This is a genomic window from Pseudomonas sp. JS425 (assembly GCF_018223845.1).
GTDB lineage: Bacteria > Pseudomonadota > Gammaproteobacteria > Pseudomonadales > Pseudomonadaceae > Aquipseudomonas > Aquipseudomonas asiatica.
On record NZ_CP073661.1, the window covers coordinates 4,177,602 to 4,200,499 of the forward strand.

Consider the following 22,898-nt stretch of genomic DNA (forward strand, 5'->3'; position numbering starts at 1 on the left):
TGGGATTCCTTGTGTTCAGTGGTAGTAGCCGGGGCCGCGCAGATTGGCGTGGTCGTCCGGCAGCAGGGGCAGGTTGGCTTGAGCCAACGGCAGGCTTTCCAAACCCTGGCGCAGGATCGATTCGAGGCTCTTGTAGCTGCACGCACCGAGGCTGAGGGCGCGACGGCAGGCCAACTCCAAGCGCACTTCGCCATGGGTCTTGCCCAGGCGCAGGATGCCCAGGCAGGCCCGGTAGCCTTGGGTTGGGTGGATGCGCCGTTCGAGGATGTGGCTGATCACGCCGGCCGTGTTCGGCCCGGTCTGCTCAGCCCAGCGGATCAGCCGTTGTGGCGTCCACTCGGCGTGCTCGCGATGGCTCTTGGGCATGTGCTCGGCCTGTGTGCTGTGCCGGCCCTTGTGCGGTGAGCGAAGATGGCTGGCCACCCGCTGATTGGCGTGGAAGCACTCCACCGTGCGCGCTGTCAGGCGTACTTCCAGTTGTTTCTTCACCAGTTGGTACGGCACCGAGTAGTAGTGCCCATCAACCTCGACGTGGTAGTCGATGTGCACACGCGCCTTCTTCCACTCGGCATACACGTAGGGTTGCTCCGGCAGCGGCCGCAGCACCGGACGATCCAGGGCTTCGAAGGCCGAGTGCCGGGAGCCCGGCAGCTTGCGAAACGGTCGTCGGTTGAGGCGCTCCAGCAATAAGGCGATGGCGCTGTTGAGTTCGTTCAAGGAGAAGAACTGGCGGTTCCTCAGCGCGGCGAGGATCCAGCGCTCGACCACCTGCACGCCGACCTCGGCCTTAGCCTTGTCGCGCGGCTTACGCGCCCGCGCCGGCACCACCGCCACGCCATAGTGCTCGGCCAGATCGCGGTAGCTCGGGTTGATGTCCGGCTCGTAGCGATGGCTCTTACTCACCGCGCTGCGCAGGTTGTCCGGCACCACGATCTCCGGCACGCCCCCGAGGAAGGCGAAGCAGCGGGTATGCGAGCCCAGCCAGTCCGGCAGCTGCTGCGACCAGGTGGCTTCGGCGAAGGTGTAGCTGGAGGCGCCGAGCACCGCGACGAACACCTGCGCCTGGCGGATCTCGCCGCTGTGCCGGTCGATCACCGGCACCGTCTGCCCGGCGTAGTCGACGAACAACTTCTCGCCGACGCGATGTTCCTGGCGCATCACCACGTCCAGCTTGCCCTGCCAGGCCCGGTAGTGCTCGCAGAACCAGCTGTACTGAAAACCCTGCGGCTGGCTCAGGCGATACTCCTGCCAGAGCAGCGCCAGGGTCACGCCGGGGCGACGCAGCTCGGCGTGCACCCAAGACCAATCAGGCAGTGGCCGCTGCTCACTGGGCACCGCAGGGGCCAGTGGGAACAGTTGCTGTTCCAGTTCGGAATCGGACAACGAGCAGGGCCAGGCTAGACCGCTGGCGGCAAAGCGACAGAGGTAATCACCGGCACTGCTGTGGCCTATGCCCAGACTGCGGGAGATCTTACGGACAGACAGCCCGCAATCGAACTTGAGGCGCAACACCTCACGGATTTTACGCATGGACAAACGCTCCACGACGACCTCTCTGCTTCGAAAAAGAGGTCGATGGTAGTGAATAAATCCTGCGTAGCTGCCTGCCTGGAAAGTGTCCGGATGGCCGTGGAATCGGTGTCCGGATGCTCGTGGAATGAGTGTCCGGATCAGCGTGGAATCACTGTCCGGATGTGCGTGGAATGGGTGTCCGAGTCAGCGTGGAATCCGCATACATGGAAGGGGACAAATCTGTTTTATGCCGCACTTCGGCAGCGCCTGCACCGGCCTATTCGCGGGTAAACCCACTCCTACATGGACCACCTATCGTTATAGGAGCGGGTTTACCCGCGAAAGGGCCGGTACAGAAGGAAGCAAAACCCTGGATCAGGTCTATGCTTGAGGCAGCACAGCCGCAAGGACTGCCCATGCTTCGTCCAAGCCACCTGATGATTCTCGCCCTGACCGCCGCCGCCCTCTATATATATGCACTGGCCAGCGACAGCACCCTGCTCGCCCTCCTGGCCAAACCGATCCCGGTACTGACCCTGATCGCCTGGCTGCGCAGCACCCCTGCCACACCTTATCGCCGCTGGATCACCCTCGGCCTGGCCTTCTCGGTACTCGGCGACATCCTGCTGGCCATACCCGCCGACCTGTTCGTGTTCGGCCTGGCTGCCTTCCTCTGCGCCCACCTGGCCTACCTGCGCGCCTATTGCAGCCAGACCCTGCGCCCAGCCCTGCCCGCACTGCTGCTGAGCGGCATCACCGGCATCATTCTGCTCGGCGTGCTGGCCAGCCACGGCCTCGGCCCGCTGCTGATCCCGGTTGTGCTCTATGCCTTGGCCATCAGCGCCATGCTCTGGCGCGCCCTGGCCTGTGGCGGGCTCGCCGCGCTCGGCGCCTGCCTGTTCGTGCTCTCCGACAGCCTGATCGGTATCGACCGCTTCGTCAGCCCGTTCGCCGCCGCGCCGTACCTGATCATCCTCACCTACTGGCTCGGCCAGTGGGCGATCGCTTCATCAGCCAGTCATCGCACAATCGGTAAAGTATTGACCCAGGGCGGGGCAAGCGGCGTCAGAAGCTGCTAGAACAGGCGTTTTTCGCATTTGCAAGTAGGGGGAATCGCCAGATGAACTTTACAAGACACAGAACAACGGAAATATCAGACATCAGACCAAATGATATTAATTATCATTTCGAAACTTGCAATTCGTTACCATTCGCAGGAAACATAATTAACAAAACCGCACGCAATGCCCGAATCTCAAGGCTTTCAGCCAGTTACAAGCGGCTTTTGTACTTAATCCTACGAATAAATTTGCTACAGAAATTTTACTTGCACGGGGTTTACCCATAAAATCAGCGCGATTGATTCAGCTGCGACATTTGGTCACTGCATGTGCGACACCAGGTCGCCGCTCTACACTTATTTCAGACTGCAGAGCTGGGTCTCTGTATAAGGATCTCTAGCATGTCCGATTCGGCAGGACTCATCGCCCACAACTGGGGCTTTGCCATCTTCCTCCTGGGTGTCGTCGGCCTGTGCGCCTTCATGCTCGGCCTGTCCAGCCTGCTCGGTAGCAAGGCCTGGGGCCGCGCCAAGAACGAACCCTTCGAATCCGGCATGCTGCCCGTCGGCAGCGCCCGCCTGCGCCTGTCCGCCAAATTCTATCTGGTCGCGATGCTGTTCGTGATCTTCGATATCGAAGCCCTCTTTCTCTTTGCATGGTCTGTGTCCGTCCGCGAAAGCGGCTGGACCGGATTCGTCGAAGCACTCGTTTTCATAGCAATTCTGTTGGCTGGTCTTGTCTACCTATGGCGCGTCGGGGCACTTGATTGGGCTCCCGAAGGTCGCCGCAAGCGGCAAGCGAAGCTGAAACAATGAGGCTTTGGCATGCAATACAATCTCACCAGAATCGATCCGGATGCGCCCAACGAGCAGTACCCGGTCGGTGAACGGGAAACCGTCACCGATCAACTGCTGGAGGACCAGGTCCACAAGAACATCTTCATGGGCAAGCTTGAAGATGTGCTGCGTGGCGCGGTCAACTGGGGTCGCAAGAACTCCCTCTGGCCGTACAACTTCGGCCTGTCCTGCTGCTACGTGGAAATGACCACGGCCTTCACGGCACCCCACGACATCGCCCGCTTCGGCGCCGAAGTCATCCGGGCATCGCCGCGTCAGGCCGACTTCATGGTCATCGCCGGTACCTGCTTCGTCAAAATGGCGCCGATCATCCAGCGCCTGTACGAGCAGATGCTCGAGCCGAAATGGGTAATCTCCATGGGTTCGTGCGCCAACTCCGGCGGCATGTACGACATCTACTCGGTCGTTCAGGGGGTCGACAAGTTCCTCCCCGTGGACGTCTATGTGCCCGGCTGCCCGCCACGCCCTGAGGCTTTCCTGCAAGGCTTGATGCTGCTGCAGGAGTCGATCGGCCAAGAACGACGCCCGCTTTCCTGGGTTGTTGGTGATCAAGGTATTTACCGTGCCGAGATGCCAGCCCAGAAAGACCTGCGTCGTGAGCAGCGCATTGCAGTAACCAACCTGCGCAGCCCCGACGAAGTCTGATCCAGCGACCTGCCGCCCGCTCCCCTGGAGCCGGCGGCCTGGCTTCATTCTTAACGTTGACCCAAAGCGACCGAGACCATGACAGCGGACAACGCTATTTTCATTCCGCCCTACAAGGCTGACGACCAGGATGTGGTCGTCGAACTGCACAATCGTTTTGGCGCCGAAGCATTCGTCGCCCAGGAAACCCGCACCGGCATGCCCGTGCTGTGGGTCAAGCGCGAGCAGCTCAAGGAAGTGCTCAGCTTCCTGCGCGGCGTAGCCAAGCCCTACAGCATGCTGTACGACCTGCACGGCGTCGACGAGCGCCTGCGCACCCAGCGCCGCGGCCTGCCAGCCGCCGACTTCAGCGTGTTCTACCACCTGCTGTCGATCGAGCGTAACAGCGATGTGATGATCAAGGTGTCGCTCAGCGAAGGTGACCTGAACCTGCCGACCGTGACCGGTATCTGGCCGAACGCCAACTGGTACGAGCGCGAAGTCTGGGACATGTTCGGCATCGACTTTGCCGGCCACCCGCACCTCAGCCGCATCATGATGCCGCCCACCTGGGAAGGCCACCCGCTGCGCAAAGACTACCCGGCCCGCGCCACCGAGTTCGATCCCTACAGCCTGACCCTGGCCAAGCAGCAGCTTGAAGAGGAATCGGCACGCTTCAACCCTGAAGCCTGGGGCATGAAGCGCCAGGGCGCCAACGAGGACTACATGTTCCTCAACCTCGGCCCCAACCACCCTTCCGCGCACGGTGCCTTCCGTATCGTCCTGCAGCTGGACGGTGAAGAGATCGTCGACTGCGTACCGGACATCGGCTACCACCACCGTGGCGCCGAGAAAATGGCCGAACGCCAGTCCTGGCACAGCTTCATCCCCTACACCGACCGTATCGACTACCTCGGCGGGGTAATGAACAACCTGCCGTACGTGCTCGCGGTCGAGAAGCTGGCCGGCATCAAGGTGCCACAGAAGGTCGACACCATCCGCGTGATGCTGGCCGAGTTCTTCCGTATCACCAGCCACCTGCTGTTCCTGGGTACCTACATCCAGGACGTCGGCGCCATGACCCCGGTGTTCTTCACCTTCACCGACCGCCAGCGCGCCTACACCGTGATCGAAGCGATCACCGGTTTCCGCCTGCACCCGGCCTGGTACCGCATCGGTGGCGTTGCCCACGACCTGCCGCGCGGCTGGGACAAGCTGGTCAAGGACTTCGTCGAATGGCTGCCCAAGCGCCTCGACGAGTACGAAAAGGCCGCGCTGCAGAACAGCATCCTCAAGGGCCGTACCATCGGCGTTGCCGCGTACAACACCAAGGAAGCCCTGGCCTGGGGTACCACCGGTGCCGGCCTGCGTGCCACCGGTTGCGACTTCGACCTGCGTAAAGCCCGCCCCTACTCCGGCTACGAGAACTTCGAGTTCGAAGTACCGCTGGCCCACAACGGCGATGCCTACGATCGCTGCATGGTCCGTGTCGAGGAGATGCGCCAGAGTATCCGCATCATCGACCAGTGCCTGCGCAACATGCCGGAAGGCCCGTACAAGGCGGATCACCCGCTGACCACGCCGCCGCCGAAAGAGCGCACCCTGCAGCACATCGAAACCCTGATCACGCACTTCCTGCAAGTCTCGTGGGGCCCGGTCATGCCGGCCAACGAGTCGTTCCAGATGATCGAGGCGACCAAGGGCATCAACAGTTACTACCTGACGAGCGATGGCGGCACCATGAGCTACCGCACCCGGATCCGTACCCCGAGCTACCCGCACCTGCAGCAGATCCCTTCGGTGATCAAAGGCAGCATGGTCGCCGACCTCATTGCGTACCTGGGCAGTATCGACTTCGTTATGGCTGACGTGGACCGCTAAGCATGAACAGCACGCTTATCCAGACAGACCGTTTCGCCCTGAGCGAAACCGAGCGCTCGGCCATCGAGCACGAAATGCATCACTACGAGGACCCGCGCGCGGCGTCCATCGAAGCCCTGAAGATCGTCCAGAAGGAACGTGGCTGGGTGCCGGACGGCGCCATCCACGCCATCGGCGACGTACTGGGCATCCCGGCCAGCGACGTCGAAGGTGTCGCCACCTTCTACAGCCAGATCTTCCGTCAGCCGGTCGGCCGCCACATCATCCGCGTGTGCGACAGCATGGTCTGCTACATCGGCGGCCATGAATCCGTGGTCAGCCAGATTCAAAGCGAACTGGGCATCGGCCTCGGCCAGACCACCGCCGACGGCCGCTTCACCCTGCTGCCGGTATGCTGCCTGGGCAACTGCGACAAGGCCCCGGCGCTGATGATCGACGACGACACCTTCGGTGACGTGCAGCCGGCTGGCGTTTCCAAATTGCTGGAGGGTTACGTATGACCATTACTTCCTTCGGCCCGGCCAACCGCATCGCGCGCACGGCCGAAACCCACCCGCTGACCTGGCGCCTGCGTGACGACGGCGAGCCGGTCTGGCTTGCCGAGTACGAATCGAAGAACGGCTACGCTGCCGCCCGCAAGGCGCTGGCGCAGATGTCGGCCGACGACATCGTGCAAAGCGTCAAGGACTCCGGCCTCAAGGGCCGCGGTGGTGCAGGCTTCCCCACTGGCGTGAAGTGGGGCCTGATGCCCAAAGACGAATCCATGAACATCCGCTACCTGCTGTGCAACGCGGACGAAATGGAGCCGAATACCTGGAAAGACCGCATGCTGATGGAGCAACAGCCCCATCTGCTGGTCGAGGGCATGCTGATCAGCGCCCGCGCCCTTAAGGCCTACCGTGGCTACATCTTCCTGCGTGGCGAATACACCACCGCAGCGAAGAACCTGAACCGCGCGATCGAGGAAGCCAAGGCCGCCGGCCTGCTGGGCAAGAACATCCTCGGCAGCGGTTTCGATTTCGAGCTGTTCGTGCACACCGGTGCCGGCCGCTACATCTGCGGTGAAGAAACCGCACTGATCAACTCGCTGGAAGGCCGCCGCGCCAACCCGCGCTCCAAGCCGCCCTTCCCTGCCGCCGTGGGCGTGTGGGGCAAGCCGACTTGCGTGAACAACGTCGAAACCCTGTGCAACGTCCCGGCCATCGTCGCCAACGGCAACGACTGGTACAAGTCGCTGGCCCGTGAAGGCAGCGAAGACCATGGCACCAAGCTGATGGGCTTCTCCGGCAAGGTGAAGAACCCGGGCCTGTGGGAACTGCCTTTCGGCGTCACCGCCCGCGAACTGTTCGAAGACTACGCCGGCGGCATGCGCGACGGCTTCAAGCTCAAGTGCTGGCAGCCAGGTGGCGCCGGTACCGGCTTCCTGCTGCCCGAGCACCTCGACGCGCAGATGTACGCCGGCGGCATCGCCAAGGTCGGCACCCGTATGGGTACCGGTCTGGCCATGGCGGTGGACGACAGCATCAACATGGTTTCGCTGCTACGCAACATGGAAGAGTTCTTCGCCCGCGAGTCGTGCGGCTGGTGCACCCCATGCCGTGACGGCCTGCCGTGGAGCGTGAAGATGCTGCGCGCACTGGAAAAAGGCCAGGGCCGCGCCGAAGACATCGAGACGCTGCTGGGCTTGGTCAACTTCCTCGGCCCTGGTCGTACCTTCTGTGCTCACGCACCAGGTGCCGTCGAGCCGCTGGGCAGTGCCATCAAATACTTCCGCTCGGAATTCGAGGCAGGTGTCGCTCCAGCTGGTGCTGGCGATGCGCTGCGTCCGAACCTGGCGAAGCCGATCGTGGTCGGCGCATAACAAGATGATTAAGGCGGGTGGTCCGTGCCACTCGCCAGCTTGCCGGCAGGCCCGAGAAATCGTGGCGTGTCGCAAGCTCACCGATTTCCATTAGCCACGCCCGCTCACGCGGGCCAACGAAGAACTTTGAACAATGGCCACTATCCACGTAGACGGCAAAGCGCTCGAAGTCAACGGTGCAGACAACCTGTTACAGGCCTGTCTGTCGCTCGGCCTCGACATCCCTTATTTCTGCTGGCACCCGGCGCTTGGTAGCGTTGGCGCCTGCCGACAGTGCGCGGTCAAGCAGTACACCGACGAGAACGACACCCGCGGTCGTATCGTCATGTCCTGCATGACCCCTGCCTCCGACGGCACCTGGATCTCCATCGACGATGAAGAGTCCAAGGCGTTCCGCGCCAGCGTCGTCGAATGGCTGATGACCAACCACCCGCACGACTGCCCGGTGTGCGAGGAAGGCGGCCACTGCCACCTGCAGGACATGACGGTAATGACCGGCCACAACGAGCGCCGCTACCGTTTCACCAAGCGTACCCACCAGAACCAGGACCTCGGCCCGTTCATCGCCCATGAGATGAACCGCTGCATCGCCTGCTACCGCTGCGTGCGCTACTACAAGGACTATGCCGGTGGTACCGACCTGGGCGTTTACGGCGCCCACGACAACGTGTACTTCGGCCGCGTCGAAGACGGCGTGCTGGAAAGCGAATTCTCCGGCAACCTGACCGAGGTCTGCCCGACCGGCGTGTTCACCGACAAGACCCACTCCGAGCGCTACAACCGCAAGTGGGACATGCAGTTTGCCCCGAGCATCTGCCACGGCTGCTCCAGCGGCTGCAACATCAGCCCGGGCGAGCGCTACGGCGAACTGCGTCGGGTGGAAAACCGCTTCAACGGCTCGGTAAACCAGTACTTCCTGTGCGACCGGGGCCGCTTCGGCTATGGCTACGTCAACCGCAAGGATCGCCCACGCCAGCCACACCTGGCCGACGGCACCAAGCTGGGCCTGGACGCCGCCCTGGACAAGGCCGCCGACCTGCTGCGCGGCCGTACCATCGTCGGTATCGGCTCGCCACGCGCCAGCCTGGAAAGCAACTACGGCCTGCGTGAGCTGGTCGGTGCCGAGTACTTCTACTCGGGTATGGAAGCCGGCGAACTGGCCCGCGTACGCCTAGCTCTAAACGTGCTGAACAACAGCCCGCTGCCGGTCCCGACCCTGCGCGACATCGAAGACCACGACGCCGTGTTCGTGCTCGGTGAAGACCTGACCCAGACCGCTGCCCGCGTCGCCCTGGCCGTGCGCCAGGCCACCAAGGGCAAGGCCGAGGCCATGGCCGAAGCGATGAAGGTGCAGCCGTGGCTCGACGCCGCCGTGAAGAACATCGGCCAGCACGCGCTGTACCCGCTGTTCATCGCTTCGCTGGCTGAAACCAAGCTGGACGACGTCGCCGAAGAATGCGTGCACGCCGCCCCGGCCGACCTGGCCCGCATCGGTTTTGCCGTGGCCCACGCCATCGACCCGAGCGCCCCTGCCGTCGAAGGCCTGGACGCCGAAGCGAAAGCCCTGGCCCAGCGCATCGCCGACGCCCTGGTCGCGGCCAAGCGCCCACTGGTCGTAGCCGGTACTTCGCTGGCCGACCCGGCGCTGATCGAAGCCGCCGCCAACATCGCCAAGGCGCTGAAACTGCGCGAGAAGAACGGCTCGCTGAGCCTGGTGGTGCCTGAAGCCAACAGCCTCGGCCTGGCCATGCTCGGTGGCGAGTCGGTCGATGCCGCGCTGGACGCGGTCATCAGCGGCAAAGCCGACGCCATCGTCGTGCTGGAAAACGACCTGTACGCCCGCGTACCGGCCGCCAAGGTCGATGCAGCCCTGGCCGCAGCCAAGGTAGTGATCGTTGCCGACCACTCGAAAACCCCGACTGTCGACCGCGCCCACCTGGTGCTGCCGGCCGCCTCGTTCGCCGAAGGCGACGGTACCCTGGTCAGCCAGGAAGGCCGTGCCCAGCGCTTCTTCCAGGTCTTCGACCCGCAATACCTGGACAGCAGCATCCAGATCCACGAAGGCTGGCGCTGGATGCACGCCCTGCGTGCCACCCTGCTGAACAAACCGGTCGACTGGACCCAGCTGGACCACGTCACCAGCGCCTGCGCCGAAGCCGCCCCGCAACTGGCCGGCATCGTCAACGCCGCGCCAAGCGCCGCGTTCCGCATCAAGGGCATGAAACTGGCCCGTGAGCCGCTGCGCTACTCCGGCCGTACCGCCATGCGCGCCAACATCAGCGTGCACGAACCGCGTACCCCGCAAGACAAGGACACCGCGTTCGCCTTCTCCATGGAAGGCTACTCGGGTTCGGCCGAACCGCGCCAGCAGGTGCCGTTCGCCTGGTCGCCGGGCTGGAACTCGCCGCAAGCCTGGAACAAGTTCCAGGACGAGGTCGGTGGCCACCTGCGTGCCGGTGACCCGGGCGTTCGCCTGATCGAACCTCAAGGTGACCGCCTGAGCTGGTTCAATACCATTCCGGGCGCCTTCAACCCGGCCCGTGGCACCTGGACTGCCGTGCCGTTCTTCCACCTGTTCGGCAGCGAAGAAAGCTCCTCGCGCGCCGCACCGGTACAAGAGCGCATCCCGGCAGCCTACGTGGCCCTGGCCAAGTCCGAAGCCGACCGCCTGGGCGTCAACGACGGTGCCCTGCTGAGCCTGAACGTGGCTGGTGTGGCCCTGCGCCTGCCGCTGCGTATCAATGAAGAGCTGGGCGCTGGCCTGGTCGCGTTGCCGAAAGGCCTGGCCGGCATTCCGCCTGCCATCTTCGGTGCATCCGTCGAAGGTCTGCAGGAGGCAGCACAATGAGCTGGTTCACCCCCGAAGTGATCGATGTGATCCTGACCGTGCTGCGGGCCATCGTGGTCCTGCTGGCGGTGGTGGTCTGCGGCGCGCTGCTCAGCTTCGTCGAGCGCCGCCTGCTGGGCTGGTGGCAGGACCGTTACGGTCCGAACCGCGTCGGCCCGTTCGGCATGTTCCAGATCGCTGCAGACATGCTGAAGATGTTCTTCAAGGAAGACTGGAACCCGCCCTTCGTCGACCGCGTGATCTTCACCCTGGCACCGGTAGTGGCCATGAGCGCCCTGCTGATCGCCTTCGTGGTCATCCCGATCACCCCGACCTGGGGCGTCGCCGACCTGAACATCGGCCTGCTGTTCTTCTTCGCCATGGCCGGCCTGTCGGTCTACGCGGTGCTGTTCGCCGGCTGGTCGTCGAACAACAAGTACGCCCTGCTGGGCAGCTTGCGTGCCTCGGCACAGACCGTGTCGTACGAAGTGTTCCTGGGCCTGGCGCTGATGGGCGTGGTGGTGCAGGTGGGTTCGTTCAACATGCGCGACATCGTTGAATACCAGGCCCAGAACCTGTGGTTCATCATTCCGCAGTTCTTCGGCTTCTGCACCTTCTTCATCGCTGGCGTCGCCGTGACTCACCGTCACCCGTTCGACCAGCCCGAAGCGGAACAGGAACTGGCCGACGGCTACCACATCGAGTATGCCGGCATGAAATGGGGCATGTTCTTCGTCGGTGAGTACATCGGCATCATCCTTATCTCGGCGCTGCTGGTAACCCTGTTCTTCGGCGGCTGGCACGGCCCGTTCGGCATCCTGCCGCAACTGTCGTTCCTGTGGTTCGCGCTGAAGACCGCGTTCTTCATCATGCTGTTCATCCTGCTGCGCGCCTCGATCCCGCGCCCACGCTATGACCAGGTGATGGACTTCAGCTGGAAGTTCTGCCTGCCGCTGACCCTGATCAATTTGCTGGTGACCGCTGCGATCGTGCTCTACAACACGCCAGCCGTCGCGGCCCAGTGAGGATTTGACCCATGTTCAAGTATATCGGCGACATCGTTAAGGGCACCGGCACCCAGCTGCGCAGCCTGGCAATGGTGTTCTCCCACGGGTTCCGCAAGCGCGACACCCTGCAGTACCCCGAAGAACCCGTGTACCTGCCGCCGCGCTACCGCGGCCGCATCGTCCTCACCCGCGACCCCGATGGCGAGGAGCGCTGCGTAGCGTGCAACCTCTGCGCGGTGGCCTGCCCGGTCGGCTGCATCTCGCTGCAGAAGGCCGAGACCGAGGACGGCCGCTGGTACCCGGAGTTCTTCCGCATCAACTTCTCGCGCTGCATCTTCTGCGGCCTGTGTGAAGAAGCGTGCCCGACCACCGCGATCCAGCTGACTCCGGATTTCGAAATGGCCGAGTTCAAGCGTCAGGACCTGGTGTACGAGAAAGAAGATCTGCTGATCTCCGGCCCCGGCAAGAACCCTGACTACAACTTCTACCGTGTTGCCGGCATGGCAATCGCTGGCAAGCCGAAGGGCTCTGCACAGAACGAAGCCGAGCCGATCAACGTGAAGAGCTTGCTCCCATAAGGACAGAAAGATGGAATTCGCTTTCTACTTCGCATCCGGGATCGCCGTGGTCTCCACCCTTCGGGTGGTGACCGGCACCAACCCCGTGCACGCCTTGCTTTACCTGATCATTTCGCTGATTTCCGTGGCCATGATCTTCTTCGCCCTGGGTGCGCCGTTCGCCGGCGCCCTGGAAGTGATCGCCTACGCCGGCGCCATCATGGTGCTGTTCGTGTTCGTGGTGATGATGCTCAACCTCGGGCCGGCTTCGGTCGCCCAGGAACGGGGCTGGCTCAAGCCCGGTATCTGGGCCGGGCCGGTGATCCTCGCCGCCCTGCTGCTGCTGGAGCTGCTGTACGTGCTGTTCGTCACCCCGAGCGGCGCCGGCATCAGCGGTACCACCGTGGGCCCGAAAGAAGTCGGCATCAGCCTGTTCGGCCCTTACCTGCTGGTGGTCGAACTGGCTTCGATGCTGCTGCTGGCCGCGGCCGTCACCGCCTTCCACCTGGGCCGCAACGAGGCGAAGGAGTAAATCATGGGTGCTATCCCTCTCGAGCATGGTCTGGCAGTCGCCGGCATCCTGTTCTGCTTAGGTCTGGTTGGCCTGATGGTCCGCCGCAACATCCTCTTCGTGCTCATGAGCCTGGAAGTCATGATGAACGCCTCTGCCCTGGCGTTCGTCGTCGCCGGTGCCCGTTGGGTCCAGCCCGACGGCCAGGTGATGTTCATTCTGGTGATCAGCCTGGCAGCCGCCGAGGCCAGTATTGGCCTGGCCATCCTGCTGCAGCTGTATCGCCGCTTCCACACTCTCGACATCGATGCTGCCAGTGAGATGCGCGGATGAACCTTCTCTTCCTGACTTTCGTCTTCCCCCTCGTCGGCTTCCTGCTGCTGTCGTTCTCGCGCGGGCGGTTCTCGGAGAACCTGTCCGCCCTGATCGGCGTCGGCTCGGTAGGCCTTTCGGCCGCCACCGCCGCCTACGTCATCTGGCAATTCAACGTCGCCCCGCCTGAGGGCGGCGCGTACAGCCAGCTGCTGTGGCAGTGGATGTCGGTGGACGGCTTCGCGCCGAACTTCACCCTGTACCTGGACGGACTGTCGGTCACCATGCTCGGCGTGGTCACCGGTGTCGGCTTCCTGATCCACCTGTTCGCTTCCTGGTACATGCGTGGCGAAGCCGGTTACTCGCGCTTCTTCGCGTACACCAATCTGTTCATCGCCAGCATGCTGTTCCTGGTGCTGGGCGACAACCTGCTGTTCATCTACTTCGGCTGGGAAGGCGTGGGCCTGTGCTCGTACCTGTTGATCGGTTTCTACTACAGCAACCGCAACAACGGTAACGCGGCACTCAAGGCATTCATCGTCACCCGTATCGGCGACGTGTTCATGGCCATCGGCCTGTTCATCCTGTTCGTCCAGCTGGGTACCCTGAACGTGCAGGAACTGCTGGTGCTGGCACCGCAGAAGTTCCAGGCTGGCGACACCTGGATGGTACTGGCAACCCTGATGCTGCTGGGTGGTGCGGTCGGTAAATCGGCCCAGCTGCCACTGCAGACCTGGCTGGCCGACGCGATGGCCGGCCCTACTCCGGTCTCCGCGCTGATCCACGCGGCAACCATGGTGACCGCGGGCGTGTACCTGATCGCCCGTACCAACGGCCTGTTCCTGCTGGCGCCGGACATCCTGCACCTGGTAGGCGTGGTCGGTGGCGTGACCCTGGTACTGGCCGGCTTCGCCGCGCTGGTGCAGACCGACATCAAGCGTATCCTCGCCTACTCGACCATGAGCCAGATCGGCTACATGTTCCTGGCCCTGGGCGTTGGCGCCTGGGACGCGGCGATCTTCCACCTGATGACCCACGCCTTCTTCAAGGCCCTGCTGTTCCTTGCCTCCGGTGCGGTGATCGTTGCCTGCCACCACGAGCAGGACATCTTCAAGATGGGCGGCCTGTGGAAGAAACTGCCGCTAGCCTACGCCAGCTTCGTGGTCGGTGGCGCTGCCCTGGCTGCCCTGCCGATCGTGACCGTGGGCTTCTACTCCAAGGACGAGATCCTCTGGGAAGCCTTCGCCAGCGGCAACACCGGCCTGCTGTACGCCGGCCTGGTCGGTGCGTTCATGACCTCGCTGTACACCTTCCGCCTGATCTTCATCGCCTTCCACGGCGAAGCCAAGACCGAAGCCCACGCTGGCCACGGCATCAGCCACTGGCTGCCGCTGGGCGTGCTGATCGTGCTGTCGACCTTCGTCGGCGCCTGGATCACCCCGCCGCTGGCAGGTGTGCTGCCTGAAAGCGCCGGCCACGCCGGTGGCGAAGCCAAGCACGCGCTGGAGATCACTTCGGGCGCCATCGCCATCGCCGGTATCCTGCTGTCGGCCCTGCTGTTCCTGGGCAAGCGCCGCTTCGTCAGCGCCGTCGCCAACAGCGGTATCGGTCGTGTCCTGTCGGCCTGGTGGTTCGCCGCCTGGGGCTTCGACTGGATCTACGACAAGCTGTTCGTCAAACCTTACCTGCTGATCAGCCACATCCTGCGCAAGGATCCGGTTGACCGCAGCATCGGCCTGATTCCTCGCCTGGCTCGCGGCGGCCACGTCGCCATGAGCAAGACCGAGACCGGCCAGCTGCGCTGGTACACCGCTTCGATCGCCGTTGGCGCAGTGCTGGTACTCGGCGCTGTGGTAGTGGCCGCGGTATGACCATGAACCTTGCGAACCTTGCGACCCTGCAAAAGGAAACGAACCCGTCATGATTTTGCCTTGGCTGATCCTGATCCCCTTCATCGGCGGCTTCCTGTGCTGGCTGGGTGAGCGCTTCGGCGCCACCCTGCCGCGCTGGATCGCGCTGCTGACCATGTCCCTTCTGCTCGGCATCGGCCTGTGGCTGTGGGGTAACGGCGACTACACCCTGGCACCCGCTCCGGGCGCCGAGCCTGCCTGGGCCCTGGAATACAAAGTCCAGTGGATCCAGCGTTTCGGCATCAGCATCCACCTGGCCCTCGACGGCCTGTCGCTGCTGATGATCCTGCTCACCGGCCTGCTCGGTGTGCTGTCGGTACTGTGTTCCTGGAAAGAGATCCAGCGTCACGTCGGCTTCTTCCACCTCAACCTGATGTGGATCCTTGGCGGCGTGGTCGGTGTGTTCCTGGCCCTGGACCTGTTCCTGTTCTTCTTCTTCTGGGAAATGATGCTGGTGCCGATGTACTTCCTCATCGCGCTCTGGGGTCACAGCTCGTCGGACGGCAAGAAGACCCGGATCTACGCGGCGACCAAGTTCTTCATCTTCACCCAGGCCAGCGGCCTGATCATGCTGGTGGCGATCCTCGGCCTGGTGCTGGTCAACTACACCAACACCGGCGTGATCACCTTCAACTACAGCGACCTGCTCAAGGCCGAACTGCCAGCCGGTACCGAATACCTGCTGATGCTGGGCTTCTTCATCGCCTTCGCGGTGAAGCTGCCGGTGGTGCCGTTCCACTCCTGGCTGCCTGACGCTCACGCCCAGGCACCGACCGCAGGTTCCGTGGACCTGGCCGGTATCTTGCTGAAGACTGCGGCCTACGGCCTGCTGCGCTTCGCCCTGCCGCTGTTCCCGAACGCTTCGGCCGAGTTTGCGCCAATCGCCATGACCCTGGGCCTGATCGGTATCTTCTACGGTGCCTTCCTGGCCTTTGCGCAAACCGACATCAAGCGCCTGGTCGCCTTCTCCAGCGTCTCGCACATGGGCTTCGTGCTGATCGGTATCTATTCCGGCAGCCAGCAGGCCCTGCAAGGCGCAGTGATCCAGATGCTGGCCCACGGCCTGTCCGCTGCCGCGCTGTTCATCCTGGCCGGCCAGCTGTACGAGCGCCTGCACACCCGTGACATGCGCCAGATGGGTGGCCTGTGGCACCGCATCGCCTACCTGCCGGCCATCAGCCTGTTCTTCGCCGCCGCGTCCCTGGGCCTGCCCGGTACCGGCAACTTCGTCGGCGAGTTCCTGATCCTGATCGGCAGCTTCGCCAGCGTGCCTTGGATCACCGTGATCGCCACCACTGGCCTGGTGTTCGGTTCGGTGTACTCGCTGATCATGATCCACCGCGCCTACTTCGGCCCGGCCAAGACCGACACCGTGCTGGCCGGCATGGACGGACGCGAACTGATCATGGTCCTGGGTCTGGCGGTACTGCTGATCCTGCTGGGCGTGTATCCGCAGCCGTTCCTCGACACCTCTGCCGCCACCATGAGTGGTGTGCAGCAGTGGCTCGGTTCCGCTTTCACTCAACTCGCTTCGGCCCGGTAAGAGCGCTATGGAATTCACCACTCAACACTTCATCGCATTGGCGCCGATGCTGATCACCACCATCACCACGGTGGTGGTGATGCTGGCGATCGCCTGGAAGCGCAACCACTCGCAGACCTTCCTGCTGTCCACCGTGGGCCTCAACCTGGCCCTGCTGTCGATCCTGCCGGCGCTGAAGGTTGCGCCGCTGGCGGTCACCCCGCTGATCACCATCGACAAGTTCGCCTGCCTGTACATGGCGATCATCCTGGTGGCGACGCTGGCCTGCGTCACCCTTGCCCACGCCTACCTCGGCGAAGGCTCCAAGGGTTTCCCGGGCAACCGTGAAGAACTGTACCTGCTGCTGCTGATGTCGGCCCTCGGTGGCCTGGTGCTGGTCAGCGCCAACCACCTGGCCGGCCTGTTCATCGGCCTGGAGCTGCTGTCGGTACCGGTCTATGGCTTGGTGGCGTATGCCTTCTTCAACAAGCGCTCGCTGGAAGCCGGCATCAAGTACATGGTGCTGTCGGCCGCAGGCTCGGCCTTCCTGCTGTTCGGCATGGCCTTGCTGTACGCCGACGCCGGCAGCCTGAGCTTCGACCAGATCGGCAAGGCCCTGGCCGCCACCAGCATGCCAAGCCTGGTGGCCCAGCTGGGCCTGGGCATGATGCTGGTCGGCCTGGCCTTCAAACTGTCGCTGGTACCGTTCCACCTGTGGACCCCGGACGTGTACGAAGGCGCCCCGGCACCGGTCGCCGCCTTCCTGGCAACCGCCAGCAAGGTTGCGGTGTTCGCCGTTGTCGTGCGTCTGTTCATGCTCTCCCCTGCTGCCAGCAGCGGCGCGCTGAGCACCGTACTGGCGGTGATTGCCGTGGCCTCGATCCTGATCGGCAACCTGCTGGCACTGACCCAGAGCAACCTCAAGCGCCTGCTCGGTTACTCGTCCATCGCCCACTTCGGTTACCTGGTCATCGCCCTGGTCGCCAGCAAGGGCCTGGCCCTGGAAGCCATGGGCGTGTACCTGGTCACCTACGTGATCACCAGCCTGGGCGCCTTCGGTGTCATCACCCTGATGTCCTCGCCTTACGGCGGCCGTGACGCCGATGCACTGTACGAGTACCGCGGCCTGTTCTGGCGCCGTCCGTACCTGACTGCGGTACTGACCGTGATGATGCTGTCGCTGGCGGGTATCCCGCTGACCGCCGGCTTCATCGGCAAGTTCTACATCATTGCCACTGGCGTCGAGTCGCACCTGTGGTGGCTGGTCGGTGCCCTGGTGATCGGTAGCGCCATCGGCGTCTACTACTACCTGCGCGTCATGGTCACCCTGTACCTGGTCGAGCCGAACCTGCGTCGCCACGACGCCCCGCTGAAATGGGAACAGCGCACCGGCGGCGTCATGCTGCTGGCCATCGCCATTCTCGCCTTCGTGCTGGGTGTGTACCCGCAACCGCTGCTGGAAATGGTCCAGCAAGCCGGCCTGCAACTGATCGGCTGATCGCCCCGGCAAAACAAGACACCCCGCTTATGCGGGGTGTTTTTTTATCTGCACGCTTTTATCCGTGAGCATGAAGGCTTATTCACCAGGATTGTCCTGGACGGCCCCCGGCAGCGCTGCCTTGCGTAAATCACCGTTGGCCGAAGGCAGGTACACTTCCGGGTTGGGCATGCCGCTGGGCGAGAGCTCATGGGTCATCTCGAACTCGGCACGCACCGACCAGCCACAGGCCTCGTTGGTGCATTGCAAATAGGCGATCCGCAGGAAAATATGACGCCCTTCACTGGTGCGTATACGCATCCGGCTGTGGCAATGCGGGCAAACCAGCTTGTATGTACTCACGGCAAGTACCTGCAAGCATTGTTCGGGCTTACCTTCTGTGAGAATAGTCGTCCGGTTTTGTCAGTATTGGCTGCATATATAGGTGTATTCTTCAGTTTGATGCTTCTCATTGCAGGAATGCTCCTTAAAACGCAGGGCTGTATTCATAACGAGTAGTTTAAGCCCATGGAATATCATTAAACCAGTCATGGATATTAGTTATGAGTACCCACGTACTTGCTTCGGTGCTGACGAGGCTGAAGCTTCTGACCGCTACGGAATCTGACGCTGAGCTGTCCAGAGCGCTCTCGATCAGCCCGCAGACATTGAGCAGCTGGAAGGTGCGCGACAGCATTCCTTATTCACTTTGCATAGACATCGCCAGGCAGTATGCATGCTCACTGGACTGGCTTCTGCTGGGTGAACCCGAACGACATCGCGCAGGCCTGGACGACGAAGGCTGGGAACAGGACATGCTCGCGCGCCTGCGCACCCTGTCGCTTGCCGATCGCCAAGCCGTTCTCCTGCTGGTTCAGGACAAGCAACGCATCCAGCAGCTGGAGCGGCAATTGAGCGCGCTGACCAGTCGCTCGCCCAATGCCGCCAGCGGCTAGCCCCGGCGGCGCCAGCGCTGGATGAGTTCACGCGGGTCCAGCGTATCCAGCCAGACCATCACCTTGAGGCTGATGGGGATCACCACCACGGCAGCCACGAACCCCGCCATGCCACGGCTCAGCAAGGGCACCAGTGACGAAACCAGCGGCTCGAACAGGTGACCAACCCCCACGGTCACGAACACCAGCAAGAGTTTCTTGCCCAGCGTCAGGCGCCTGGCCTTGTTGGTGATCAACCGGTCACGCGCCGCGCTCACCAACAAAGCCCCCAGCAGCGCGGCGAACAGGACATTGCCATCCACGCCCAGCAACTCCACCAGCGCCGGGGCCAGGCTGTCGACAACAGATTTTTCACTCATGGGCAGCCCCTCGGTGTGCGGCGGGCAGGTAGGCGGTCGAGCCCAGGTTACGCATGACCGCGGCTTCGACAAAGCGGATGTAGCACACCTGCAATGCACGCCCGTGGTCATGCCCGGCCACATCCTCGAGGCGCTTGTAGCCCCGCTCTCGCAACACCGCGCGCCAGCGCGCGAATTCGCGTGCCGCGTCGATGGCAGCGCAGCGTGCGGCCACTTCCAGCACAGCCTCACTGACAGGCCGCTTCAGGTTCAGGCGCTCACGCAGCCTGTCCAGGTCTACCCGTGGCCAGAAGGGGTCATGGCAATCGGCATAACGCCGTAACCGAGGATCGTTGCCCATGCTTCATCCCCTCACTGCTCGGCCAGCATGCCGTAACGGATGGCCTTGATCACTGCAGCCACCCGTGTGGGCACATCGAATTTGCGCAGGATGTTCGACACATGGAAGTTCACCGTCGATTCCTTGCATTCCAGGATCTGGCCAATCTCCCACGAGCTCTTTCCGTAGGCACACCACAACAGCACTTGCCGTTCACGTGGCGTCAGGCGAACCGGGGCGTCCGCCAGGGGTTGCTGCGAATGTCGTGCGTTGTCAGTCATGTTTGAACTCCACGGGTGATTGAGCGAGGCATCGCTGCCGGTCTGCAATCACCTTACGAAGCGCGGGTCGCCCAGCTCCATCGCTGCGGCTTGTAAAGAACTTTCGTACAAAACCGTCTGACGAAGGTTGCGCGATATTTGTCGACTTTCCTCGTGCTCCAAGCGGCATTTCGCTCGTCTCAACGCCGTTGTCCATTCGCCTTTCGCCTGGAGTCGTACAATGCGTTGCGTTTTGCCCCCACCATCCTGCCTCGGCCTGCTGGCTGCTTTCGCTGCCTCCCAGCCCGCCCTGGCGGCACCTTCGGTCGAGTTGGGCCAGGTGCTGATCACCGATGAGGAGCAGAACGACCTGACCGCAGCCAGCGAACGCCTGCACGAAGTGCCGGGGGCAAGCAACCTGGTGGACATGCAGCGTGTAGGGCAAGGCCGGGTTGCCAGCAACCAGGATGTACTGGCCTACCAGCCCGGGGTGTTCGCGCAATCGGCGGGCAACGATGGCATCAAACTGTCGATCCGCGGTTCGGGCATCAACCGCGCACCGGGGGCCCATGGCTCCGGGGTGTACACGATGTTCGACGGCCTGCCCCTGACCGGCCCGGGCGGTACGCCCTACGAGCTGTTCGAGCCGCTGTGGCTGAGCCGTGCCGAAGTGCTGCGCGGCGCCAACGGCTTCGACCAGGGCTCCCTCGCCCTGGGCGGTGCAATCAACTACGTCACCCACACCGGCTACGACGCCGCGCCGCTGCAGGTGCGCTACGAAGTCGGCAGCCGCGGCTACCAGCATCGGCACATCAGCTCGGGGCAGGTACTGGGCAACCTCGACTACTACGTGGCCCTGACCGATTCGGAATATGACGGCTACCAGGCGCACAGCAGCGGCAGTGCCAAGGGTGTGGCGGCCAATGTCGGCTACCGCTTCAACCCGAACCTGGAAACCCGCTTCTACCTGCGCTACCGGGAAACCGAGAACGAGTTGGCCGGGCGCCTGACCAAGGAGCAGATCAAGCATCACCCACGCGCGGCCAACCCGGCCTACCTGGCCCGCGACGACAGCCGCCCGCAGCCGGGGAGCACCTGGGTGGGCAACAAGACCACCTTCTACCTCGATGACGATGCGCGCCTGGAGGCCGGCCTGGTCTACCACGACTACCCGATGGACCTGCGCGAAGGCCCGATGCGCCTGAAGGTGGCCTATACCGATGTGAGCGGCACCTTGAACTACTTCCGTCGCGACACCCTGTTCGGCCACGAGAGCAAGACCACCGTCGGCTGGCGCACCACCAAACACCTGCCCAACAGCGGTGCTTCGCAGTTCACCCGCAATGGCGACGTGTTCGGAGAGCGCACCCGTGACTTCAGCTACCAGGGTTCGGACACCGTGCTGCATGTGGGCAATGACCTGGAGCTGGTACCGAACCTGTGGCTGACCACTGGCCTGGCGATGATCTATACCCGCCGTGAAAGTGATGTCACTTACCCCGCCGAGGGCGGCAAGGTGAGCATGCATGACTGGGACTACGCGCCACGCCTGGGGCTGCGCTATGACATCAGCCCGGACCTGCAGGTGTACGGCAACCTGAGCCGCTCGGTAGAGCCGCCACACCCGTGGTCGCTGATCTGGAGCTCGCCCAGCGTAGGCGGCAAGCAAATCCAGCCGATCGAGATGCAGAACCAGACCGCCACAACCCTGGAGCTGGGCGCGCGTGGCGACTCGGCGGTTGGCCGCTGGGACCTGGCCTGGTACTACTCGCAGGTGCGCCATGAACTGCTGGCCGTGGAAGTGGTGCCCAACTTCACTTCGGAATTCAACGCCAGCCCCACCGTGCACCAGGGCGTGGAAGCCGGCCTCGACAGCACCCTTTGGGAGCGCGCTGGTACTGGCAAGCTGAGCCTGCGACAGGCCTATACCTTCAGTGATTTCCACTACCTCGATGACGACAAGTTCGGTGACAACCGCCTGCCGGGCATCCCGATGCACTACTACCAGGCCGAGTTGCGCTATGACTGGCCGAGCGGCTTCTATGCCGGGGTGAATACGCAGATGGCGTCGAAGGTGCAGGTTGACTACGCCAACAGCTACCACGCCGATGAATATGCCTTGCTCGGCGCACGCCTGGGCTGGGATTCACCGAAGCAGGACTGGCAGACCTGGCTGGACCTGCGCAACCTGACCAACAAGCGCTATGCGGCGACGGTGCCCCCCACCTACGACGATGCAGGCCTGGATAAAGCCCGTTCGACACCGGGCGAAGGCTTTGCCGTGTATGCCGGGGTTTCCTACAGCTTCCGCTAGGCCGCTGTGCACAGCTTTTTGTAGGAGCGGCCTTGTGTCGCGAAAGGGCTGCGCAGCAGCCCCGGCAATTTATGTTGCGAAGCTGAAATCCTGGGGCTGCTGCGCAGCCCTTTCGCGACACAAGGCGCTCCTACAGGGTTCGTGCGCTCAGCGATAATTGCTCAAGGCAGGTCAAACCGCCTTGTTCAACTTCACCCAGGAAGCAAACTTGTCGATAAACGCCTGCAAGAACGGCCGGGTCTTGTCATTGAGCTTGCCCGAATCCTCGAACAGGCTAGCCGCACCACCGATGTAGGCCTCGGGCATCTGCATGCATGGCATGTCCAGAAACACCAGCGACTGGCGCACGGCATGGTTGGCGCCAAAGCCACCAATGGCCCCAGGCGACACACTGACCACCGCCGCCGGCTTGCCACTCCAGGCGCTTTGCCCATAGGGCCGCGAGCCCACGTCGATGGCATTCTTCAGGCCGCCAGGTACCGAGCGGTTGTACTCCGGGGTGACGAACAGCACCGCATCACTGCGGCGGATCTCGTCGCGAAAACGCTTCCACGCTTCCGGCGCTGCTTCGGCCTCGACATCCTCGTTGTACAGCGGCAAATCGCCAATCTCGACGATCTTCAGGGCAAGGCTGGACGGCGCCAGCTCCGAGAGTGCGCGGGCGATCTTGCGGTTGTAGGAGTCCTTGCGCAAGCTACCGACGACAACCGCTACCGAATACACCTGGCTCATGGCAATTCCAACCTTTGCTGAGTAAAGGGACGTTGTAGT

22 protein-coding genes are annotated in these 22,898 nt (G+C 63.1%); 16 read left to right on the plus strand and 6 right to left on the minus strand.

The window, feature by feature from the left end; all coding sequences use genetic code 11:
* Window positions 1-15: 15 nt before the first annotated feature.
* Window positions 16-1,530 carry an IS21 family transposase gene (gene istA / locus KDB76_RS19435; protein ID WP_038408847.1) on the minus strand — a complete coding sequence of 505 codons (1,515 nt, stop codon included), beginning with the start codon at window positions 1,528-1,530 and terminating at the stop codon, window positions 16-18.
* Between the two features lie 398 nt (window positions 1,531-1,928).
* Here istA and KDB76_RS19440 point away from each other — a divergent pair, with 398 nt between their 5' ends.
* The 14 genes from KDB76_RS19440 (at window position 1,929) to nuoN (ending at window position 17,940) form a co-directional block, all read left to right on the plus strand.
* Window positions 1,929-2,591 (plus strand): lysoplasmalogenase, encoded by a 663-nt coding sequence (locus tag KDB76_RS19440; protein WP_024087407.1) that lies wholly within the window; start codon window positions 1,929-1,931, stop codon window positions 2,589-2,591.
* Between the two features lie 383 nt (window positions 2,592-2,974).
* Window positions 2,975-3,388 carry an NADH-quinone oxidoreductase subunit A gene (locus KDB76_RS19445; RefSeq protein ID WP_003251427.1) on the plus strand — a complete coding sequence of 138 codons (414 nt, stop codon included), beginning with the start codon at window positions 2,975-2,977 and terminating at the stop codon, window positions 3,386-3,388.
* Window positions 3,389-3,397: 9 nt separating this feature from the next.
* Window positions 3,398-4,075 (plus strand): NADH-quinone oxidoreductase subunit B, encoded by a 678-nt coding sequence (locus KDB76_RS19450; protein ID WP_003251429.1) that lies wholly within the window; start codon window positions 3,398-3,400, stop codon window positions 4,073-4,075.
* Between the two features lie 78 nt (window positions 4,076-4,153).
* Entirely contained in the window at window positions 4,154-5,935 is a 1,782-nt protein-coding gene (nuoC, locus tag KDB76_RS19455; protein WP_013973384.1) for an NADH-quinone oxidoreductase subunit C/D, read from the plus strand.
* Window positions 5,936-5,937: 2 nt separating this feature from the next.
* Entirely contained in the window at window positions 5,938-6,435 is a 498-nt protein-coding gene (gene nuoE / locus KDB76_RS19460; RefSeq protein ID WP_013973385.1) for an NADH-quinone oxidoreductase subunit NuoE, read from the plus strand.
* Window positions 6,432-7,796, plus strand: a complete 1,365-nt coding sequence (nuoF, locus tag KDB76_RS19465; RefSeq protein ID WP_025339923.1) for an NADH-quinone oxidoreductase subunit NuoF — start codon at window positions 6,432-6,434, stop codon at window positions 7,794-7,796. Before nuoE ends, nuoF begins: the two co-directional genes overlap by 4 nt.
* A 133-nt stretch (window positions 7,797-7,929) precedes the next feature.
* Window positions 7,930-10,644, plus strand: a complete 2,715-nt coding sequence (nuoG, locus tag KDB76_RS19470; protein ID WP_013973387.1) for an NADH-quinone oxidoreductase subunit NuoG — start codon at window positions 7,930-7,932, stop codon at window positions 10,642-10,644.
* Window positions 10,641-11,648: an NADH-quinone oxidoreductase subunit NuoH gene (gene nuoH / locus KDB76_RS19475; protein WP_003251440.1), complete on the plus strand. Its 1,008-nt coding sequence runs from the start codon at window positions 10,641-10,643 to the stop codon at window positions 11,646-11,648. Before nuoG ends, nuoH begins: the two co-directional genes overlap by 4 nt.
* Before the next feature lie 11 nt (window positions 11,649-11,659).
* Window positions 11,660-12,208, plus strand: coding sequence for an NADH-quinone oxidoreductase subunit NuoI (gene nuoI / locus KDB76_RS19480; RefSeq protein WP_003251442.1), 549 nt, complete (start codon window positions 11,660-11,662; stop codon window positions 12,206-12,208).
* A 10-nt stretch (window positions 12,209-12,218) separates the two neighbouring features.
* Complete coding sequence (nuoJ, locus tag KDB76_RS19485) at window positions 12,219-12,719, plus strand: NADH-quinone oxidoreductase subunit J (RefSeq protein WP_003261007.1); 501 nt, start codon at window positions 12,219-12,221, stop codon at window positions 12,717-12,719.
* A gap of 3 nt (window positions 12,720-12,722) precedes the next feature.
* On the plus strand, window positions 12,723-13,031 hold the full coding sequence (gene nuoK / locus KDB76_RS19490) for an NADH-quinone oxidoreductase subunit NuoK (protein ID WP_003251446.1): 309 nt from the start codon (window positions 12,723-12,725) through the stop codon (window positions 13,029-13,031).
* Complete coding sequence (gene nuoL / locus KDB76_RS19495) at window positions 13,028-14,881, plus strand: NADH-quinone oxidoreductase subunit L (protein WP_013973388.1); 1,854 nt, start codon at window positions 13,028-13,030, stop codon at window positions 14,879-14,881. Before nuoK ends, nuoL begins: the two co-directional genes overlap by 4 nt.
* A gap of 49 nt (window positions 14,882-14,930) precedes the next feature.
* The gene (nuoM, locus tag KDB76_RS19500) at window positions 14,931-16,463 is read left to right on the plus strand and encodes an NADH-quinone oxidoreductase subunit M (RefSeq protein WP_015271056.1); all 1,533 of its coding nucleotides are present in this window, start codon (window positions 14,931-14,933) and stop codon (window positions 16,461-16,463) included.
* Window positions 16,464-16,470: 7 nt separating this feature from the next.
* Window positions 16,471-17,940: an NADH-quinone oxidoreductase subunit NuoN gene (nuoN, locus tag KDB76_RS19505; RefSeq protein ID WP_013973390.1), complete on the plus strand. Its 1,470-nt coding sequence runs from the start codon at window positions 16,471-16,473 to the stop codon at window positions 17,938-17,940.
* Window positions 17,941-18,018: 78 nt separating this feature from the next.
* On the opposite strand, the gene KDB76_RS19510 is transcribed toward nuoN, so the two are convergent.
* A complete protein-coding gene (locus KDB76_RS19510) occupies window positions 18,019-18,282 on the minus strand; it encodes an ogr/Delta-like zinc finger family protein (protein ID WP_023662582.1) in 264 nt (87 codons plus the stop codon).
* 200 nt (window positions 18,283-18,482) lie between these two features.
* Between KDB76_RS19510 and KDB76_RS19515 the strand changes: the two genes are divergently transcribed.
* Entirely contained in the window at window positions 18,483-18,875 is a 393-nt protein-coding gene (locus tag KDB76_RS19515; protein WP_003261013.1) for a helix-turn-helix domain-containing protein, read from the plus strand.
* On the opposite strand, the gene KDB76_RS19520 is transcribed toward KDB76_RS19515, so the two are convergent.
* The 3 genes from KDB76_RS19520 to KDB76_RS19530 are packed head-to-tail and all read right to left on the minus strand — an operon-like array spanning window position 18,872 to window position 19,834.
* Complete coding sequence (locus KDB76_RS19520; RefSeq protein ID WP_013973393.1) at window positions 18,872-19,234, minus strand: hypothetical protein; 363 nt, start codon at window positions 19,232-19,234, stop codon at window positions 18,872-18,874. The two genes, KDB76_RS19515 and KDB76_RS19520, sit on opposite strands and share 4 nt — an antisense overlap.
* Window positions 19,227-19,574, minus strand: a complete 348-nt coding sequence (locus KDB76_RS19525) for a head completion/stabilization protein (protein ID WP_013973394.1) — start codon at window positions 19,572-19,574, stop codon at window positions 19,227-19,229. Before KDB76_RS19525 ends, KDB76_RS19520 begins: the two co-directional genes overlap by 8 nt.
* 11 nt (window positions 19,575-19,585) lie before the next feature.
* Window positions 19,586-19,834 (minus strand): helix-turn-helix domain-containing protein, encoded by a 249-nt coding sequence (locus KDB76_RS19530; protein WP_003261017.1) that lies wholly within the window; start codon window positions 19,832-19,834, stop codon window positions 19,586-19,588.
* 220 nt (window positions 19,835-20,054) lie between these two features.
* Between KDB76_RS19530 and KDB76_RS19535 the strand changes: the two genes are divergently transcribed.
* Complete coding sequence (locus tag KDB76_RS19535; RefSeq protein ID WP_038409985.1) at window positions 20,055-22,127, plus strand: TonB-dependent receptor; 2,073 nt, start codon at window positions 20,055-20,057, stop codon at window positions 22,125-22,127.
* Between the two features lie 171 nt (window positions 22,128-22,298).
* On the opposite strand, the gene chrR is transcribed toward KDB76_RS19535, so the two are convergent.
* A complete protein-coding gene (chrR, locus tag KDB76_RS19540; RefSeq protein ID WP_038409986.1) occupies window positions 22,299-22,859 on the minus strand; it encodes a class I chromate reductase ChrR in 561 nt (186 codons plus the stop codon).
* Window positions 22,860-22,898: the final 39 nt, after the last annotated feature.